The 15,407-nt window shown below is 63.8% G+C and carries 13 protein-coding genes; 9 read left to right on the forward strand and 4 right to left on the reverse strand.

The window, feature by feature from the left end; genetic code table 11:
* Together HPY83_07450 and HPY83_07455 are read right to left on the reverse strand one after the other, a co-directional pair.
* Positions 1–132: NAD-dependent epimerase/dehydratase family protein (locus HPY83_07450; GenBank protein ID NPV07784.1), on the reverse strand; the 132-nt coding region annotated here is incomplete at its 3' end.
* Between the two features lie 239 nt (positions 133–371).
* A complete protein-coding gene (locus tag HPY83_07455; protein NPV07785.1) occupies positions 372–2,540 on the reverse strand; it encodes a response regulator in 2,169 nt (722 codons plus the stop codon).
* Positions 2,541–2,707: 167 nt separating this feature from the next.
* Here HPY83_07455 and HPY83_07460 point away from each other — a divergent pair, with 167 nt between their 5' ends.
* The 8 genes from HPY83_07460 to HPY83_07495 all read left to right on the forward strand — a co-directional run bounded on the left by HPY83_07460 (position 2,708) and on the right by HPY83_07495 (position 13,138).
* Positions 2,708–4,138, forward strand: a complete 1,431-nt coding sequence (locus HPY83_07460; protein NPV07786.1) for an extracellular solute-binding protein — start codon at positions 2,708–2,710, stop codon at positions 4,136–4,138.
* A gap of 211 nt (positions 4,139–4,349) precedes the next feature.
* Positions 4,350–5,291, forward strand: a complete 942-nt coding sequence (locus HPY83_07465; GenBank protein ID NPV07787.1) for a sugar ABC transporter permease — start codon at positions 4,350–4,352, stop codon at positions 5,289–5,291.
* A 146-nt stretch (positions 5,292–5,437) separates the two neighbouring features.
* On the forward strand, positions 5,438–6,196 hold the full coding sequence (locus HPY83_07470; protein NPV07788.1) for a carbohydrate ABC transporter permease: 759 nt from the start codon (positions 5,438–5,440) through the stop codon (positions 6,194–6,196).
* Between the two features lie 145 nt (positions 6,197–6,341).
* Positions 6,342–8,354, forward strand: a complete 2,013-nt coding sequence (locus HPY83_07475; GenBank protein ID NPV07789.1) for a hypothetical protein — start codon at positions 6,342–6,344, stop codon at positions 8,352–8,354.
* 113 nt (positions 8,355–8,467) lie between these two features.
* Positions 8,468–9,631, forward strand: coding sequence for a hypothetical protein (locus tag HPY83_07480; protein ID NPV07790.1), 1,164 nt, complete (start codon positions 8,468–8,470; stop codon positions 9,629–9,631).
* Positions 9,632–9,682: 51 nt separating this feature from the next.
* Positions 9,683–10,846, forward strand: coding sequence for a hypothetical protein (locus HPY83_07485; protein NPV07791.1), 1,164 nt, complete (start codon positions 9,683–9,685; stop codon positions 10,844–10,846).
* A 102-nt stretch (positions 10,847–10,948) separates the two neighbouring features.
* Positions 10,949–12,187, forward strand: a complete 1,239-nt coding sequence (locus tag HPY83_07490) for a dipeptidase (GenBank protein NPV07792.1) — start codon at positions 10,949–10,951, stop codon at positions 12,185–12,187.
* Positions 12,188–12,358: 171 nt separating this feature from the next.
* Positions 12,359–13,138 (forward strand): amidohydrolase, encoded by a 780-nt coding sequence (locus HPY83_07495; GenBank protein NPV07793.1) that lies wholly within the window; start codon positions 12,359–12,361, stop codon positions 13,136–13,138.
* A 183-nt stretch (positions 13,139–13,321) separates the two neighbouring features.
* On the opposite strand, the gene HPY83_07500 is transcribed toward HPY83_07495, so the two are convergent.
* Both HPY83_07500 and HPY83_07505 read right to left on the reverse strand, forming a co-directional pair.
* The gene (locus HPY83_07500) at positions 13,322–13,723 is read right to left on the reverse strand and encodes a type II toxin-antitoxin system VapC family toxin (protein ID NPV07794.1); all 402 of its coding nucleotides are present in this window, start codon (positions 13,721–13,723) and stop codon (positions 13,322–13,324) included.
* Positions 13,723–13,950, reverse strand: coding sequence for a hypothetical protein (locus HPY83_07505; protein NPV07795.1), 228 nt, complete (start codon positions 13,948–13,950; stop codon positions 13,723–13,725). The genes HPY83_07500 and HPY83_07505 overlap by 1 nt, the downstream gene beginning before the upstream one ends.
* Positions 13,951–14,238: 288 nt before the next feature.
* Here HPY83_07505 and HPY83_07510 point away from each other — a divergent pair, with 288 nt between their 5' ends.
* On the forward strand, positions 14,239–15,324 hold the full coding sequence (locus HPY83_07510; protein NPV07796.1) for a uroporphyrinogen-III decarboxylase-like protein: 1,086 nt from the start codon (positions 14,239–14,241) through the stop codon (positions 15,322–15,324).
* The last annotated feature ends 83 nt before the right edge of the window (positions 15,325–15,407 follow it).

Genomic DNA, 15,407 nt, shown 5'->3' on the forward strand with positions numbered 1-15,407 from the left:
GTTATCCAGGTTGCCCGCGTAGGTGAGCTTGTCGTAGGCCACAACGTGGCACCGCGGGTGCTTCCGAAGAACGTAGTGGACGAAGTTGGAGCCGATGAAACCGGCCCCCCCGGTGATTAGGATGTTCCGCACGTATATCCCCCTTGACTGATGCCGGGATTATACTCCAATCTGATTGTGGCCAACACCGCAGACTGACCAACGACTCGCCTCAATCAGCGTAGGCGCCATGTTAACCAAGAGACCGCGTCGCTCGCAAACTGCCGGAGCATCCCGCGAGCAGGAGATCAGCCGACGCCGATGGTGCCGTCCTACCCCGATCAGCGCGAACTGCCATCACATCGGCGTCAACTACGTGCCACCCCTTCTGGCTAGAGGGCCTGAGCCGCCAACCTGACCTCTTCCACGTACCGGGGCCGGGCGGCGGTCGCCAGTGCCTCGAGGTACCGCACCAGTTCCAACTCGCTCAGCCCGGCGCAGGCCGAGAGCACCAGCTTGTCGGCAGCCACCCGTCCCGCTGCCCCCTCCAGATCCATGGCGGTCAACACCACCACCGGGACGGAGACAAGGGCCTCATCGCACATGGCCTGGAGAACGGACAGTCCATCTCGCCCGGGCATGGCTAGGTCCAGTAGCACCGCCACCGGGCGGTGGAGCCGTATCAGGTTCAGGGCCTGGTCCCCATCGTGGGCCGCCAGCACCTGCAGGCCAGGACGAGAGCGAGCCAAGGCGCGCCTAATGAGGCGAGTCATGCCCTCATCGTCGTCGGCAAGGATCACAGTTCCGGTGGGGCCGACGAACTCGAGCGCGTCTAGTACCGCGTTCTGAGAAGCGGGCTTGGTGAGCACTGCCCGCACGTTGGGGAACGCGTCCAACGGACGCCGGTCCCGCACCTGGCAACCCACCACAGGCAGCCCCGGCCAGGCCACCGACCTCAGCAGTCCCTCCGCTGCGGAGTCGGCGTCGGCCCCGGTGAACGCCACCACGGCTCTGGGATGTTGCAGGGCAGTCACCTCGGCTGCCTGCTCCACATCGGCCGCGTTGTGCACCCGGAACTGAGGCAGGGCCCTCTCCAGCAGCCGGGTCATGCGCCCCTCGGGATCCACCGTGACGATGGAGTCCTGCAAGGACTGGGCCACGCCCGCTGGTCGCCAGTCGTCCCGAGAGGAGGGCACGCTCGCCCGAGTGGGCAAGGCGAAGCTGAACCGGCTCCCCTCTCCCGGCTGCGACTGCAGCCAGATCCGCCCACCATGCATCTGCACGAAGGTGCGGCAGATGGCCAGGCCCAGGCCGCTGCCTCCCTTGTGCCGGTACAGCGAGGAGCTGGCCTGGTGGAAGGGCTGGAAGACCCGTTCCTGCTCCTCCTCCGGGATGCCCGGGCCGGTGTCGCTCACCGAGATCACGACCTCCCGCCGGGGCTCGTCGTAGTGGGCCTCCACGCGGACCTCGCCCCGCTCGGTGAACCGGGCAGCGTTAGTGAGCAAGTTGATGAGCACCTGCCGGATGCGGGTGCGGTCCACGGTGCAGCGGGGCAGCTCCGAAGGCAGGTCCACCACCAGTTCCACCGGCTTGCCTCGGAAGAGGCCGGCGACGGTGGCAGTCGCCTGCTGAATGAGGGCGAGCAGGTCGGTGTCCTCCGGCACCATCGCCAGCCGGACCTGCTCGATCCGGGAGAGGTCCAGGACGTCATCCACCAGGTCCACCAGGTGGCGGGTATTGCGGTAGACCTCGCGGATGTCGCCCCGCAGCTCCGGGGGGAGGTCGGCGGAGCCGTAGGATTCGGGGGCGGTGTGCATGACCTCGGTGAAGCCCAGAATGAGGTTGAGGGGGGTGCGCAGCTCGTGGCTGATGGTGGCGGCGAACTGGTTCTTGAGCCGGCGGGCCTCTTCCGCCTCGTCGCGAGCGTCGGCCAGCTCGCGGTTGGTGCGTTCGAGGAGGGCGTAGGCGGTGCGGAGGGAATCGTTGAGGCGGCGGAGCTCCTCGCGGCGGCTGAGGAGTTCGCGCTCGAGGCGGAAGGCTCGCTCCTGGCGCGAGGCGGCCTGGCCCAGGGCAGCGCACACGTAGTCCACCGAGAGCCAGACCACGGCGGCGCTAGCCCAGAGGGCGCCGACGGCCGTGAGTCCCATTCCCGGGAAGAGAGAGACGACACCGGCGCAAAGAAGTCCCGCGCACCGGCCAGCCAAGAGCATGGCACTGGAGACCAGCACAGGACCGAGGAGCTCACGAGCCGGGCTGGGGACGTAGTACAGGGCCCACACTGCGCTCCCCAGGAGCGTCAGAGCGGCCGTCCGGGGCCGGTGTCGGAGGAGTCCCGCTCCAATCGCGCCTAGGAGCGAGAGAGACATGGGCAGAGCGCTGCGAAGGTGCATGGCCGAGCCGTAGATGGGCGCGATGGTCCAGGCGATGAAGAGTAGCACGTAGGAGACTGCGCCCAGGGCCAGTGCCAGCATCATGAGACGATGGCCGTACACCGGGGAGACGTGTTCGTCGCCGAGCTGCGACGGAAGCGGGTCGAGCCAGTGGTACGCCCTAGTCAGCAAGTCGCCCTCCCCAGGCAAGCTCAGAGGCGGTCAGGCGTGGCAGTACGATGGCAGTCCCGAGGCAGTGAGCCCATTGAACTGCGCCAGGCCCCATTATACAGTAACGGCAAGGGGAATTCGTCGCCGCGGAATCTGCTTTCTGGGGATCAGATGAGGAGGGAGAAGACATGGAACTTGTCACTCGCCGTCAGGTTCTGAAGGGGCTGCTGTCCGTCGGTGTAGGCGCTGCGGGCGCGAGCGCCCTGGGAGCGTGTGCTGCCACCCCCGGCGGGGCGCCAGCTGCGACAGTGGCCGCGCCGGCGACCGAGGCTCCGGCCGCGGAGCAGCCGGCTGCTGCTGCTGGGGAGGTGCCTGTCATTGAGTGGTGGTCATCGTGGTCTGGCGATGCCTTCCCAATGATCGAGAAGAACTTCAACGAGAGCCACGACGATGTTCAGGTAAGGTGGGTCAACGTTCCCGGCGGGGAGATCCAATCCAAGCTGTTCGCTGCCATCGCGGCCGGCAATCCGCCCGACACCTCATTCAATATCTGGTACTTCGAGTATTCCGCCCGCGGGCTCTGCCTTCCTCTCGATGACTACATCGCTGCAGACCCCGACGCTGGATACGCCGACGGTGATATTCCCGAGCCCCTATGGAAGAAGTTCGAGTGGAAAGGCAAGCAGTACGGTGTTCCAGCTGCCGATACGTCGACACGGTACGGGCTCGGCGTGAACCTCACCCTGATCAGAGAAGCAGGCCTAGATGAGAACAGCCTGCCAGCCACTTGGGATGAGGTGTTCGAGTGGCACAAGGCCCTGACCACCTACGATGAGGCTGGCAACATCAATGTTCTTGGCATGATCCCGACATCAGGCTCCGACTACTCCGCACACACGATTGACCCGTGGCTGTATCCAGAGATGTGGGGCTTCCACTACTTCAACGCGGAGAAGATGCAGTTCGAGATAGACCGTCCGGAGACGGTGGAGTTTCTCAACACTATTAACAAGTTCTGGGCGGATGTGACTCCTGAGAAAGTGAATGCTCTCAACACGTCGCTCGAGGGTCAGGCCTGGGGCGCTTTCGGCGGTGGACGCAGGGCGCTGCAGATCACGTACCCTTCCGGCCCTGGCAGTATGGTGCGGATCAACCCCGACCATGAGTATGAGTGGACCTGGGTGCCAATGCCATCTCAACGGAAGGGAACCAAGATCTGCACCGTCGGAGGCCACGCTGTCGTGATCTTCAAGGGCGGCAAGAACCCCGATGCCACTTACAGGTTCGCGCAATTTATGACACGACCGGGAGCCTGCGATCCCCTCCTGCAGGTGATTGGATGGGTGGGCCCGCGCCGGTCCTACCAGGATACCCTTGATCTCTCCCAGCGGTTCCCGGAGAGGGCTGCGGAAGATATCTGGTGGTACACCCGCACGGCACTTGAGGAGGCAGACGAAGTCTGGGTTGAGGCGGACCCAATTGGCAGTGTGACAGACGCCAAGTGGAAGCTGATGCGGGAAGCCGTCATCTACGGCGACCTCGGCCCCGAGGAAGCTGCACAGCGGATGCAGAAGGAGATGGACGAGGAGTTGGCAGCCTTCTTGGAAGAGACTGCTTAGCCCGAGGGAGCAGTAACACGACCGTGCCGGCAGTGGGCACGGTCGTGTTACTCAGTCCTTGGTCTCCGGTCCTCGGGCTAGCATTGAAGGTCAGGCACCATCGTGTTGCACTGCAGCGGTCTCTGGGCGGTGTCCGCTAGTCACACCATTGGACGAAGGATCCAGAAAGCACTCCAGCCCTTCGTCCGTGCTCGATCCTTTTGGTGGAGCTATGTCTACTGCCAGATCGATTCACTTTACTGGCGCGCTCTTCGGTTCCCGCGGAAGTGTCCGGCGTCGTGAGATCAAGCGTCAGATAACCGGGATCACCTTCATAAGCCCATGGATCGTGGGATTCGTCTGTTTCACGATCTACCCCATTGCTGCCTCTCTTTACTACGGCTTCACTAGGTATGACGTAGTTCGGCCTCCGCGCTTCATTGGGCTGGACAACTATCAAAAGATACTGCTGGACGACCGCATCTTCCGAATCGTGCTTAGCAATACGTTGTACTTCGTGGTATTCGGATTGCCCGCTGCTATCGTCACCGCCTTCCTTGTGGCCAATCTCCTCAACACCGACGTGCGCGGTCGCTCCCTGTATCGGACCATCTTCTTCATTCCTTCAATCGTTCCGGCAGTGTCTAGTGCCATGGTATGGCTTTTCATATACAACACCGAATATGGCCTGATCTCGAGTATGCTAAGCCTCATGGGCTTGCCGGCCATCCCATGGCTCAGCTCCGCTGCACTGGCGAAGCCCTCACTGATCATCATTCAGTGCTGGGCCCAGGGCTCAGCCATTGTGATCTTCCTGGCGGCGCTGCAGGATGTCCCTCGTGAGCTGTATGAAGCCGCGGTCATCGACGGCGCCAGCACTCCACAGCGATTCCGGCACATCACCATACCGATGTGTACGCCCTCCATCTTCTTCATCACGATCACTGGGCTGATAGGCACCTTCCAGTCCTTCACGATGCCGTACCTGCTCACAGGAGGGGGACCAAACAACGCGACCGAGCTCTACGCTGTCTACCTCTACCGCAATGCCTTCCAGTACTTCAAGATGGGGTATGCCTCGGCGCTGGCTTGGATTCTCTTCATCGTGGTGGTTTTCTTTAGCATAATCACTTTCAGGAGCTCAAACCGGTGGGTGTACTACGCAGGGAAGTGACTGGATCGCCCGGCGCTACAGCCACTCTTCGACGCCCGAGCGGCCGGGCACGCCGGCCCGGCCGGGGCCGCGCCAGTCTCGGTAGGGTGGCTCTGTACGCGGTTCTTACTACCCTGGCCGTCACCTACGTTCTGCCTTTCGTGTGGATGGTTTCCACGTCGCTCAAGACCGATCCACAGGTGTACCGCATTCCGTCCCCTTGGATACCTAACCCGGCACGCTGGCGCAACTACATTGAAGCAATGACCATCGTACCTTTTGGCAAGTTCTTCCTGAACACTATCAAGTACGCCATTCTGGTGACGATCGGTACGGTACTGTCGTCAACACTCGTAGCTTACGGCTTTTCGCGCGTGCAGTGGAAAGGGCGCGATGCAGTTTTCTTCCTTTGCTTAGCCACCATGATGATCCCCGGCCAGGTGAGAATGATCCCCCTATACATCGTCTTCAGCAAGATTGGTTGGGTCAACTCCTACAAGCCGCTCATCATCCCGTCGTTCTTCGCGGCTGCCTATGATGTGTTCCTCCTCAGACAGTTCTTCCTCACGATACCGCTAGAGCTATCAGACGCGGCAAGGATAGACGGAGCGTCTGAGCTGACGATTCTTGGCCGTGTAGTGATCCCTCTGGCAAAGCCGGCGATGGCGGTCGTTGCGCTGTTCACAATAATGGGTGCCTGGGACAACTACCTGGGCCCCCTAATCTATCTGACGGACAGAGAGCAGTATCCGATCGCCCTTGGTCTGCAGATGCTGAGAACCACCACACCGAGCTTCTACATGGAGTTGCAGTGGCCGCGCCTCATGGCGGCGAGTGCTGTGACCATCTTCCCGATCATATTGCTGTATTTCTTCACGCAGAGGACTTTCGTCGAGGGCATATCGATCACTGGAATCAAGGGATAGACGTAGCCTGCGTAGGTTGGCGCCGCCGCCCTGGCTGACCTGCTAGAGGCGCGGAGCCATAGTCAAGCTCGAGTCTCGGTCATAGCATGCCGCGCATTCAGCGCCTGGGGGCCACAGCGCATCAGGAGCGATAGGGAGGGGCTGAGTGAACAATATCCGCGAGTACCTGTGCAGGGAGGCTAGGCGCATCACTGATGCCTCCGTGCGCGACTTACCGGCCACCGCCGACGAATGGCACGCTCAGCGGCCCAAGCGCTGGCAGCAGTACATGGAGATGCAGGGGATTCCTGTGGCCCTCGAGAGGGAGGAACGCCCGCCACTGAACGCGAAGACAGTGCGAGTACTGGACCGTGCCGCCAGAGGCTATCGCGTCGAGGTCCTCTACTTCGAATCGTTGCCTAGGCTCTACGTCACCGCCAACCTCTACCTGCCTGCGCAAGCCACGGGTCCAGTCCCTGCGGTGGTTTACTCCAATGGCCACTCTTTCACTCAGAAACTGGCCAGCCAGTACAACTGCCAGCATCTGGCCAGGCTGGGCTTTGTGACCATAGTCCTCGACACCGTTGAGTTCTCGGAGATGTTCGGCACCCACCATGGGCCCTATGCCCACGGCCAGTATCAGTGGTACAGCCGTGGCTACACGCCCGCTGGGGTGGAGATGTGGAACTCCATGCGCGCCGTTGATCTGCTCCAGTCCCGGCCCGAGGTCGACCCAGAGGCCATCGGCGCGATGGGTTGCTCCGGTGGGGGAGCAACCACGTGGTGGCTAGGAGCAGGTGACGATCGGGTGAAGGCCGTCTGCCCCAACTCGGCCACAGGCACGATGGCGGCCCACTTGGCTGACCGTACCGTAGACGGTCACTGCGACTGCATGTTTCACATTAACACCTACCAGTGGGACCTGTCGGATGTAGGAGCTCTCATCGCCCCAAGGGCCTTGCTGATCTCCTCGCCTGACCGCGACGGCATCTACTCTATCGCTTCCATCAGAGAGTGCTATGACCGCACTCGAAAGGTCTACGAGCTGCTGGGAGTGCCGGAGCGCATCGGCCTAATCGAAACGCCTGGCCCCCACGGCTACCACGAACGTTCGCGCAGGGCGATCTTCGCGTGGTTCTTGAAGCATCTCAAGGGGGAGGACGTATCGCCTGCCGAAGTGCCCGATACAGTGCAGGACCCGCAGCTCCTGGAGAAGGACGAGGATCTGCTGGTCTTCCCGGACCGGGTGCTCCCACCTGATGAGCGATCCACCTCCGTGCACGATTTCTTCGTCCCTCTCGCGGCTCCCCCTGAGGTAACCAGCGCGGACGGCCTGCGAGAAGCTCGGGCCATGTTGGTAGCCGATCTTCGCTCCCGCACTTTCGGCCATTTCCCCCAGTCGCCCTGCGACCTGGCGATCAGCAAGGACTTCGAGTGGCAGTCTCACACACACAGTTTCACTCGGGTGGACTTCACCCCCGAAGAGGGCTGGAGGCTGTCGGCGTACTTGTCTGTACCCAGGCAGGAGCACAAGCGAGAGCGATCCCTCCTCGTGCACCTGGTGAACGCCAGAGACGCCGGGTTGCGGGCCGTAAGGCCACTGTATCAGCGGGTCCCAAAGGGCTGGGCCGATCTAGGCCCTGAGTGGGTGCGGTTGGCTGTAGCCGTTAGAGGGGTAGATGACACCGCCTGGGGGGATGATCTCGCCTGGCACGTCCGCAGGGCAAGCGCCATCATCGGTCGCACTGTGGCCTCTATGCGGGTCTATGACGCTGTGCGAGCCCTGGAGGTCGCGCGCTCCCTCGATGTTGTGGACGGCGAACGCATTGTCCTATCGGGGGCCGGAGAGATGGCGGTGGTGGCGCTCTACGCTGCACTCCTTGACGGGAACCTCAGGGCAGTAGTCCTGTCCGATCCGCCAGCCACCCACGATGCGCCCGGGGCAGCTGATGGCACTGGCGACAGCATCGAGATGCTCAACGTCCTCCGCTTCACCGACCTGCCCTACGTTGCCGGCCTCCTCTGGCCGACCAGGCTGGTGTTCCTTGAGCCCCCAGAGGACTGTCGGTCCAGCGCCTGTAGGCCCAGGGAGTACATGTGGGCCGAGAACCTCTATGCTCGGCTCGGAGCACCTGGCGCCGTTAGCCACATCAAGGACTTGGCGGCGCTTCGCCTGTAGGACCGGTCGATCTGCACAGCTGGCGCGCCTCGCGGTCAACCCACGAAGACCCGAGGATGTGTGGTGGGGAGCAGCAGACACACACGGCTACGGCCCGACATTGGAGGTCTAGAATGGTGCAGGTTGAGGTAGGCTTCGACGGGAGCTGTCCCCATGACCCAGCCGGCGTTCAGGAGCTAGCGCCCGGCATCTTCCGCATCCTTCCCTCCTGGCGACCCGAGCCCGGCCTGGGCGAGGAGTGCCTTGGCCGCACCACCAGGCTGGGCTTCCGGGCGGTCAACGACTCGGACGCTCCTACCTTAGCCGCCTTCCTCATTGACTGGCAGTACAACGATGCCCCGTCAGATGCCCCCAACACCTTCGCCAGCCTGCACCACTACATGCAGCTACGAGACTTCTGTGTGGTACGGGGGCCCGGCTCGGATCAGTGGCGCTACCTGCCGCTGAAGGTTGAGGGGTCAGTCGGTCGCCTCGAGCTAGATCTGCTGCCCGGAGTGACCGAGATCCACTGGCATCCGCCATACAGCTACGCACAAGGAGAGGAGTTTGCCTCTGCGCAGCGGGGAAAACCCACCGTGCATGCCGAGGTTGTTGGCCACAGCCAGGAAGGGCGTAACATTTGGCTCCTGCGCATCTCCGACGGCAACGGTGCCAAGGGGCATAGGTACTTCATCCGAGCGCGAGCCCACGGATACGAAAGCGGGGGCAGCTACATGGTAGAAGGTGCCGTGCGCTTTCTCACCGGCGAGTCCCCTTGGGCTGCCATGGCGAGAAGAGACTGCGAGTTCTTCGTCCTCCCCATGGCCAACCCCGACGGTGTGCACAACGGCCTGAGCCAGCTTACGGCGCCGAGGGGAAGCAACCTCTACTTGGTGTCTGACGAGCGCAACGACGGAGCACACGCGGCCAGCCTGGCGGCGGCCAAGAGAGCGCAGCCCCATTGGTTCATAGACTTCCACAACTGGCAGAGCAAGCACTCCGACGGCTTGCTGGGGCTGCCGCCGGAGCAGCAGGAGCGCTTCCTGTACTACATGGACCCCATCGCTCCGGCCGGCAAGACCTGGATCCGCCGCGGGCCCAGGCCCTGGCCAGAGGGGCGCACTCCCGAGAGCTTGTCCCGCTTCTGCCAGCGCGAGTACGGCACCAGGCAGGTGGCTGTGGAGCTCAGCTGGTTCGGCCGGTCGCCGGAGGAAGCTCGGCAGTTTGGGGAGAGGGCCATGTGGGCCTTCCTGATGATGGAGTACGAGAAGCTTCCTCCCACCGAGCGCCAGAGCTGATCCCCGGGCAGCAGAAAGCAGCTCACGCCTGCAGGCAGCCGGAGGAATGCCATGGTACGAATCGAGGTGGGTTTTGACGGCGGTTGCCCCCATGACCTCGCCGGTGTGCAAGATCATGGAGATGGCACTTTCCGCATCCTCCCCTCGTGGCGAGCTGAGCCCGGCCTGGGCGAGGAGTGCCTCGGGCGCACTACCAGGCTAGGCTTCCGGGTGGTCAACGCAGGTGCGGTAGCCACTCTGGCGACCTTCCTCGTGGACTGGCAGTACAATGAGGCGCCTCCCGACGCGCCCAAGAGGTTTGCCAGCCTGGAAGACTACATGCAGCACCGGGACTTCTGCGTGGTTCGGGAGCCCGGGTCCAACCGGTGGCGCTACGTGCCTGCCCTGGTCGAAGGCTCGGTGACCCGGCTGGACCTGGAGCTCGCCCCTGGCACTACAGAGGTCCACTGGCACCCACCCTACAGCTACGGGCAGGGCGAGCAGTTTGTGGCCGATCTGCGCCAGAAACCATGGGCCGAGGTGGAGCGCGTCGGCCACAGCCGTGAGGGCCGCAACATCTGGCTGGCGCGCATCACCGACACCAGTCCCGTGCCTAAGCGTCGCTTCCTCATCCGAGCCCGCTCCCACGCGTACGAGAGCGGCGGCAGCTACATGATGGAAGGAGCCGTGCGCTTCCTCACCGGCGATAGCCCTTGGGCCGCCATGTTTCGCCGCGACTACGAGTTCTACGTCCTCCCCATGGCCAACCCCGACGGCGTGTACAACGGCATGGGACAGCTCACCGCGCCGCGCGGCAGCAACCTCGACTACGCCACCGATGAAACCGGTGACCCCGCCTTGGCGGCCAACCTGGCTGCGCTCGACACATCCCGTCCGCACCTGTACCTGGACCTCCACAACTTCCAACACAAGTACTGGGACGGGATTCTCGGCCTTACGCCGGAACAGCAGGAGCGTTTTCTCTACTACATGAAGCCCATCGCTCCCGCGGGCAAGAGCTGGTTCAGGCGTGGCCCGCGGGCGTGGCCAGAGGACCACATCCCTGAGAGCCTGGCCGGCTTCGCCCGGCGCCAGTATGGCAGCCAATGGATGGCCCTCGAGCTTGGCTGGTTCGGCCGTAGCCCCGAGGAAGCGAGGGCATTTGGAGAGAGCGCCGTTTGGGCCCTGCTGATGATCGACTGGGATAGGCCACCGGCGTCCGACCGCCTGGCCTGAGTGCGAGGCCCTGAGCGATCGCAGGTATCTGGCCACTCTGGAGTGAACGGCATGGCAGCGAGCGCGAGACTGACGAGCGCCTACCAGACTGAGGAGCCTAACATGCCAGACACCATCAACCAGGCCCGAGACATCGCTCTCGCCGTCCTGTCGCCCAGCAAGCGCGACATCGAGCATGGCCTCGAGCTGCACCGTCACTCAGTGGTCGTAGATGCCTACGGATTCGCCCCCCGCGCCGCTGTTGACGGCGACGCCCTCCGAACGGCCGTCAAGGCCGGTGCATCTGAGCCGGAGATTCGCGACATGGTCGAGAACATGACCATGACCCGCGAGGTCTCCGACCCCGCTGAGCGCGACGAGTTCATTCGTGCCTGGACCGAATCGGGAGTCACCTGCATCGTCCAGAACGCCGGGGAGGAGAGCCAAGCTATCAAGACCCTTATCAAGCGCCTGGCCCGCTTCATCTACGTGACTGATGCCATACCCGACTTCGTGGTCAAGGCCACTGGCCCGGCAGACATCATCGCGGCCAAGGAGCAGGGCAAGCAGTGCTTCTACCTCAGCCTGAACGGTGTCCCGCTGGCAGAGGAATGGCGCTCTATGGATGAGGAGCTCCGCTACATCGAGACCTTCTTCCAGTTCGGCTGCCGTATCATGCACCTGACCTATAACCGCCGGAACATGATCGGTGATGGCTGCATGGAGCCAGCAAACGCCGGCCTGAGCGACTTCGGACGAGCTGTGGTGAGAGAGATGAACCGAGTGGGCGTGATCGTGGATGTGGCCCATTCCGGGTGGCGGACCAGCCTGGAGGCCGCCCAGACCTCGCAGGCCCCCATGGTCGCCAGTCACTCCAGCGCCGTGGCCCTGAACGCGCACCCTCGGGGCAAACCTGACGAGGTGATTCGCGCCATCGCCGACACCGGCGGCTACGTGGGCGTGTGCTGCGTGCCCCACTTCCTCGGCCGAACCCGGGACATCGCCGCGCTGCTCGACCACATCGAGTACATGGCCTGCCAGTTCGGCTCCGACCACGTGGCCATCGGCACCGACACCGCCCACACCTCGGCGAACTACGAGGCCCAGATGGCGAAGGTCCCCGAGCGCCGTACCGGCCGCCCCACCTGGGAGCAGTTCTGGCCCGACGGTACCCGCGACGATGCGAGCCCGGAGGAGCGATGGCGCCAGCGGCTCAGCCTGGCGTGGACCAACTGGCCCCTCTTCACCGTCGGCCTCGTCCAGCGCGGCTTCTCCGACGACGACATCCAGAAGATCATCGGCGGCAACGTCCTCCGGGTCGCAGATGCCGTCCTGAAGGCAAGCGAGAACCGCCCCGTGTAGAGCCTGGCGCACACCCAAGGTCGAGGGCCTTGTCCCCAGAGGCCGTCGACCCTTCGCTGCCACTCACCTCCACTGGACATCTCCCCGTACGTGTGGGACGATTGCCGCTCCTACATCGCCTTCGCAAGTGCAGCCAAGACCGGCCCAAGTCCGCCCGGAATGGAGCACGCCATGACCCGACCCCACATCGTCAACTTCCACGAGCACCCCTCCCCCGCCGTCGAGCAGCGCTGCCAGGACCTGGGTATTGACTTCGCCGTCCTCCTCCCCGTCGGCCCCGACGCGGCCCTGCGAGCCCGCCAGATGGTCCACGAGCACCCCACCCGCTACGCCGCCTTCCACTGGGTGGACATGGCCCGCGATCCGGACGAGGAGGCGCGCCGCCTCCGCCGGGCGGTGGCGCGCTGGGGCGTGAAGGGCGTCAAGTTCCAGCCCATGGACCAACACCTTTACGCCAACGATCGCCGCCTCTACCCCATCTACGAGGTCTGCGAGGAGCTCGACCTCGTCGTCACCTGGCACATGGGCGTGGTCTACCTGGGCCCGTACATGTACGAGCTGGGCGTGCCCATGCTCGCCCGGTACTGCGATCCCATTTACCTGGACGAGGTGGCCTTCGACTTCCCCGACCTCAAGCTATGCATCGCCCACCTGGGCGGCAACCATATGTACACCGCGCTCATCTTGTGTGAGAAGCACGCCAACGTGTACCTAGACACGGCCTTCCTCGGCCACTTCGGCCCTCGCTTCTTCCCCCCAACGACGCCCACAGCCCTCATCGAGCACGCCGTCCGCGTGGTCGGAGCAGACAAGGTGCTATACGGGTCCGAAGGGGTCACGCCGGAGGAGGTGCTGGATTCCGCCCTGAGTGACGAAGACAAGGCCAAGGTTCTCGGCCTCAATGCTGTCCGGCTGCTGGGGCTGGATCCGGATCGAACCCCACGCCGCTGATGCATGGCCACCGGCCCTCTGGTCCTGCGGCTCGACCGCGCACCTCCCCTGGAGCGCCGGAGCGCCGGGGTGACTGAGCCCCCCGGCACTCCGGCACAACCATGGAACCACACGACGCCTAGTTCAGGTGACCTGCTCTCCTGAGCCGATAGCCTGCTGCCCGTCGCGAGGCCCGGCTAGCTCTCACCATATTGTCTCTACACCGGGCACCTTGATCCTGCGGTCTCGGCTGATCAGCGGCGCCCCGAGGTGGAGAGCCGTGGCGGCGATGATACGGTCGGGCATGTCCGGCACCTGGGTCCTAGGGACCTGCCGAACTGCGAGCGCGATCTCATACCCGATGGGTATCACTCTGAGAGCTGCCCCCTCCTGAGCGAGGTTCTCCTGCAGCATCGAAAGCGCCAGGGCGGGGATGCGCCCTTTCTCCTCCAGGTAGACCATCTCGACGATGCTGACGCTGGGCACACCTATCGCCCCCGCTATGGTTGCCAGGCCCCGAAGGCTGCCCAAGGCCGTGGCAGACAGGCGCGGAGCACCAAGCAAGTACCAGATCAGAGCGTGCGTGTCCGCCACGACCCGGACCATCAGATGTCCTCACGAGGGAAGTTGCGCCACATCTCCCGTCGGGCCTCAGCGATGTCCTCCTCCGTGACGTCAAACCCCAAGTCCTTCCACAGGCCCTCTGGCGACTTCGCCGGCCGCGGGCGCTCGGGCAGTTCCTCCTCTATCTCCGGCAGCGCCTTCGCAATCACGCGCACCCGATCGCGAGGAGGCAGACGCCGCAGCAGCTCCAGCACTTGCTCGGCGGTCACTTGCTCGGTCACAGACTCCTCCATCTCCACCAGTCTCGCCACCCGATATTATCCCTCAGCCGCCTGCTTCCCTCAAACCAGGTCAGAATCCAGATGGGCCACAGGCTGGCCCTTTCGGAGCACGCCACCCCCGCATATACTGATCTTGCCGAACGCCCGACCACAGACCGAACGCTATACCACTGACACCAGCTAGACCAGTGCTGATCAGATGGAGATGCTATAGAAGGATCAGCGCTGATCTGCGCCACATCAGCGTGATCAGCGTTCCATTCCGGAGGAGACCACATGCCCAGAGAGACGATGACCCCCAAGGAGCGTTGGCTCGCAGTGCTGCAGCGCCAGAAGCCCGACCGCATCCCCATGGACTACTGGGCCACCCAGGAGGCCACCGACAAGCTCATGCGCCACCTGGGCACCTCGAGCATGCGCGAGCTCTACCGGCGCCTCCACATAGACAAGGTCATCACCGTGGGGCCCCTCCTCATCGGCGGCACCGAGGGACCCCGCTACGTGGGCCCCCGCACCGAGGAGGGCACGGACGTGTTCGGTTGCCGGACCCGCCCGGTGGACTACGGCACCGGCGTCTACGACGAGGTCGTGTACCACCCTCTGGCTCAGTACAACTCCGTGGACGAGATCGAGGCCAACTACCACTGGCCCGAGCACGACTGGTGGGACTACTCCGGCATAGCGGACCAGGTCAAGGGCTGGGAGGACTACCCCATCCAGGGCGGTGGCTCCGAACCCTTCCTCATCTACAAGAGCCTGCGCGGCATGGAACAGGCCTACATGGACCTGATCCTCCACCCCGACATCGTCCACTACTGCCTGGACAAGCTCTTCGACCTGGCCTACGTCCGCACCCAACGCGTCTACGAGCAGCTCCCGGGCAAGGTTATGTTGAGCTATGTGGCCGAGGATTTGGGTGGGCAGACGGGGCTACTCTTCTCTCTGGCTCAGATCCGGGAGTTTCTCCTCCCTCGGATGAAGCGCATGATGGACTTAGCTCATCAGGCCGGCGTCTACGTCTTCCACCACACCGACGGCGCCGCCCGCGACGTCATTCCCGACCTGATCGCGATCGGGATAGACGTGCTCAACCCGATTCAGTGGCGTTGCCCGGGCATGGAGCGCGAGGGCCTCAAGCGCGACTTCGGCGACCGGCTCGTGTTCCACGGGGCGGTGGACAACCAGTACACCCTCGCCTTCGGCAGCGTGGACGAGGTGCGGCAGGAGGTGCTGGACAACATCCGCATCCTGGGCGAGGGTGGTGGCTACATCATCGCCCCCTGCCACAACATCCAGGCCGTCAGCCCCGTGGACAACGTGGTGGCCTTGTATGAGACGGGCTACGAGCACGGCTGGACGTGATCTAAACGTGCGTCTGGCGCCATACCGCCATCGTGCCTGTGTCCGCTCGCCTGCAAGGCACCACCGCGTCAGTAGCTTGTGCC

This window comes from Anaerolineae bacterium (genome assembly GCA_013178015.1).
Lineage (GTDB): Bacteria > Chloroflexota > Anaerolineae > DRVO01 > DRVO01 > Ch71.

Bases quoted from the DNA above. Each gene is read 5' to 3' on its own strand.
- HPY83_07460 (NPV07786.1), top strand. From the start codon at position 2,708: ATGGAACTTGTCACTCGCCGTCAGGTTCTGAAGGGGCTGCTGTCCGTC.
- HPY83_07465 (NPV07787.1), top strand. From the start codon at position 4,350: ATGTCTACTGCCAGATCGATTCACTTTACTGGCGCGCTCTTCGGTTCC.
- HPY83_07470 (NPV07788.1), top strand. From the start codon at position 5,438: ATGGTTTCCACGTCGCTCAAGACCGATCCACAGGTGTACCGCATTCCG.
- HPY83_07480 (NPV07790.1), top strand. From the start codon at position 8,468: ATGGTGCAGGTTGAGGTAGGCTTCGACGGGAGCTGTCCCCATGACCCA.
- HPY83_07485 (NPV07791.1), top strand. From the start codon at position 9,683: ATGGTACGAATCGAGGTGGGTTTTGACGGCGGTTGCCCCCATGACCTC.
- HPY83_07490 (NPV07792.1), top strand. From the start codon at position 10,949: ATGCCAGACACCATCAACCAGGCCCGAGACATCGCTCTCGCCGTCCTG.
- HPY83_07495 (NPV07793.1), top strand. From the start codon at position 12,359: ATGACCCGACCCCACATCGTCAACTTCCACGAGCACCCCTCCCCCGCC.
- HPY83_07500 (NPV07794.1), bottom strand. From the start codon at position 13,723: ATGGTCCGGGTCGTGGCGGACACGCACGCTCTGATCTGGTACTTGCTT.
- HPY83_07510 (NPV07796.1), top strand. From the start codon at position 14,239: ATGCCCAGAGAGACGATGACCCCCAAGGAGCGTTGGCTCGCAGTGCTG.